Raw genomic sequence first — 3,119 nt, 5'->3', positions numbered from 1 at the left:
CCAGCGGGGTGGTCATGCCGATCTCCGAGGTAATCCGGTTAGGGGCGCACGCCTACCACTACCTCGCGCTGTTCGAGGGGGTGAACGGTCGCGCACTGTGGCTGGGCCGAACCAAACGTATCGCTTCGGCAGACCAGCGAATCATCCTGCACGCCAAGTATCGTGGCTGCACCCGCCCCGGCTGCGATGCGCCCGGCTATCACAGTGTGGTCCACCACGCCGCCAAGGATTGGAAGAACGGCGGCCGCACCGACATCGGTGACCTCACCCTGGCCTGCCCGCCCGACAACGAACTCGTCGAAACCGGCGGCTGGGCCACCCGCCAACTCGCAGGCGGCCAGACTCAATGGATCCCACCACCAAACCTACCCATGCTCCGCGGCGGCACTAACGATTACCACCACCCGGAACGGCTGTTGGAGAACGACTCTGACTCGCCGCCTGATGACGTGGGTAATGACGCCGCCTGACGCTCTAGACCTTGGTCGCGATCGCGAAGTACCCGCGAGGCGCGTCGGTTACGTCGGCCGGCGTGACCGGCGCATACCAGCGATTCCACCGGTTGCCGGGTTCGGCGATATCGGTGACCTCCACCGACCATCCGCGGTCGCGCACCAACTCCGCGGGATCGTCGGTGCCGAACAACCACGGCGCGCCGTTCTCCGCCATGGATTTCAGCAGCTCGGCCATGAAAGGTGCCTCCAGCAACGACTTTCCGACGACGTCGTAGCAGAGCACCGACCCTCGCGCCGACAACACGTGGATGCGCTCGAAGAGCCGGAGCACGGCGTCTTCGTCGAGGTACTGCAAAAGCCCTTCCGTCAGCCACACCGCGGGAGCCGCGGGCTCGAAACCGGCGGCCGTCAACGCGGACGGCCAGTCGTCGGCCAGGTCGACCCCGATCGGCACGCGTGTGCACCGCGGATTGTCCTCGGCCAGTAGGGAGTTCTTCGCGGCGATCACGGCCGGCTGGTCGAGTTCGAAGACGGTGGTGTCCGCCGGCCAGCTCAGCCGGTAGGCGCGCGCATCCATGCCTGCGGCGACCAGCACGACCTGTCGGCAGGACGAGGACGCATCCAGCAGGGCGTCGTCCCAGAATCGCGTACGCACCACGATCTGCATGGTGGAGCGGTCGCCGGAGGTGGCCAGGGCCGCATCGAGGATCCGGTGCCCGGCCTCACCGGCGAGCTTGTCGGCGAACGGATCGGTGAAGAGCCGGTCCGCACGGATCGATTCGCGGGCACGGATTGCGGCCACCAACAGTCCGGTGTCGGCCACCGCTTCTCGTCTGGATTCCATATCCGGATGCTGTCATGACAGCGCCCGCGCGGACTTGTACATTTCGGCCGATTCGAGGTGGCTGGGCAAGCTCGATCGGTGGCGCCAATATTCGCTCGGGGTGATCGACGTGAAGCTGCGGAAGTCGCGCACGAAGTGCGCCTGGTCGAAGTAGCCGAGATCGGCGGCGATGTCGGCACCGCGGTGCGTACCGGCATCGAGTCGCTGCAGGGCGGCCTGCAGTCGTCGCACGCGCAAATACGTTTTCGGACTCTGTCCGACCTCCGCGCGGAACACAGCGGTCAGCCGCTTGGGCGACAGCCCGGTGATCCCGCACACCTCGGTCACCGTGATCGACGGGGAAGCGTCGAGGTGAGCCAGCAGTCCGGGTATCCGGCTGTTGCGAACGGTCATGCGGCCTAGGAGGAATTGCTCCATCACTGCCACCCGGCCGACGGCCGACGTGGTTGCGGTGAGCCGTTCCCTCAAGGCGCGGGAAGCCTCGCCCCAGATGTCGTCGATGCCGATGCAGCGGTCTTGTAGTTCGCCCAACGGCATCTCCAGAAATGCCCGGGCGCCCGACGGCCGGAAGTGCACGGTCATGACGGTCTGGCCCGGATCGATCTGTGTGACATAGGATGTCGTACCCCCGCCGGCGATGAACGCCGACGGAACCTGCACCGGCTGTTGGCCGACGACGGCGATGTCCACCAGATCCGCACCGCTGAGATCGATCACGAGTGTCACCGCGCCACGGGGAAGCGCCGTGCTGCGATGTGACGCATTGCCGGTGTGGCTCCAATGGCCGATGTAGCTGACGTGCTGTGACAGCGGGGGTTGGGGAAGATGCAGAGATGGCGCCGATGTCATGCCAGACGGTAACCGGCGCCGGTTTCGGTGTCGACGATCGGGGGAGGGCCGAGTTTCCGGCGCAGCATCATGATGGTGTACCGCACGGCGCCGGTGAAGGGGTCGGCGTGTTCATCCCAGACCTTCTCCAGTAGATGTTCAGCGGACACCACGGCGCCGTCGGCGCGAAGGAGCTCCGCAAGTACCCCGAATTCCTTGCGGGACAGACTCACCGGTGCACCGTCCCGCGTGACCGTCAGCATGTGCGGATCGAGTCTGATGCCGCTGCGTTCCAATACCGGTGGCACTGCGGCCTGGGATCGCCGGCCCAGGGCCTGCACCCTTGCCACCAGCTCGGTGAAGGCGAATGGCTTGCTCAAGTAGTCGTCGGCGCCGAGTTGGAGACCATTGACCCGATCGGCCACGGCGCTGGCCGCCGTCAACATCAAGATTCTGGCGACGCCCCCGGTTCCGGTCAGCTCGGCGCAGACATCGTCACCAGAGAGCACCGGTAGGCCTCGGTCGAGCACGATCACGTCGTAGTCGTTGACCGTCGCGCGGTCCAGTCCGCTGGCCCCGTCGTAGGCGATGTCGACCGCCATCGCGTGACGGCGCAGACCTGCGGCGATCGCATCGGCGAGCACAACCTCGTCTTCGACGACCAACACCCGCATGGGAGAAAGTATGCGCGCGGCGGCGTTAGGCGGCTGTTTGGCGGCGGACGTGCGGTGCACCGGCTCGGCTCGGGCACCGCACGCCCGCGTCCAATCGGTCAGATCAGTCCGGCTCCCGGAAGTCCGACACCGGCACCGGGCAGCACGCCCAGCCCCGATAGCGGTCCGCCGAAGCCGCCCAATCCGGGGCCGGGCAGCAGACCGACCCCGGCAGCGCCGACACCGGCGCCGGGCAATACCCCGAGCCCGGAGGCCGGGCCGCCCACCCCGCCGAATCCGAGACCTCTCCCCCACACACATCCGCACTCGCCCAGCACA

At 67.0% G+C, this 3,119-nt stretch carries 5 protein-coding genes; 1 reads left to right on the top strand and 4 read right to left on the bottom strand.

Annotation, left to right across the window (positions count from 1 at the left end; genetic code table 11):
• Window positions 1-470 (top strand): HNH endonuclease signature motif containing protein (locus HPC46_RS34015; RefSeq protein WP_179476389.1); only part of this gene is annotated, 470 nt, incomplete at its 5' end.
• A 4-nt stretch (window positions 471-474) separates the two neighbouring features.
• Here the strand turns inward: HPC46_RS34015 and HPC46_RS34010 are convergent.
• The 4 genes from HPC46_RS34010 to HPC46_RS33995 all read right to left on the bottom strand — a co-directional run.
• On the bottom strand, window positions 475-1,299 hold the full coding sequence (locus tag HPC46_RS34010) for an SAM-dependent methyltransferase (protein ID WP_179476388.1): 825 nt from the start codon (window positions 1,297-1,299) through the stop codon (window positions 475-477).
• Window positions 1,300-1,311: 12 nt separating this feature from the next.
• Window positions 1,312-2,148 (bottom strand): AraC family transcriptional regulator, encoded by an 837-nt coding sequence (locus HPC46_RS34005; RefSeq protein WP_179476387.1) that lies wholly within the window; start codon window positions 2,146-2,148, stop codon window positions 1,312-1,314.
• On the bottom strand, window positions 2,145-2,801 hold the full coding sequence (locus tag HPC46_RS34000) for a response regulator transcription factor (protein ID WP_179476386.1): 657 nt from the start codon (window positions 2,799-2,801) through the stop codon (window positions 2,145-2,147). Before HPC46_RS34000 ends, HPC46_RS34005 begins: the two co-directional genes overlap by 4 nt.
• A gap of 98 nt (window positions 2,802-2,899) precedes the next feature.
• Window positions 2,900-3,119, bottom strand: a 220-nt coding sequence (locus tag HPC46_RS33995; RefSeq protein ID WP_179476385.1) for a hypothetical protein, incomplete at its 5' end; no start/stop codon positions are given.

Source organism: Mycolicibacterium vinylchloridicum (assembly GCF_013404075.1).
Lineage (GTDB): Bacteria > Actinomycetota > Actinomycetes > Mycobacteriales > Mycobacteriaceae > Mycobacterium > Mycobacterium vinylchloridicum.
Note: the sequence above shows the minus strand (reverse complement) of the source record. Positions and strands in the feature narration are given on the sequence as shown.

What these genes read in the sequence shown, in the direction of transcription:
- HPC46_RS34010 (WP_179476388.1), bottom strand. Translation starts at nt 1,299, where the DNA reads ATGGAATCCAGACGAGAAGCGGTGGCCGACACCGGACTGTTGGTGGCC.
- HPC46_RS34000 (WP_179476386.1), bottom strand. Translation starts at nt 2,801, where the DNA reads ATGCGGGTGTTGGTCGTCGAAGACGAGGTTGTGCTCGCCGATGCGATC.
- HPC46_RS34005 (WP_179476387.1), bottom strand. Translation starts at nt 2,148, where the DNA reads ATGACATCGGCGCCATCTCTGCATCTTCCCCAACCCCCGCTGTCACAG.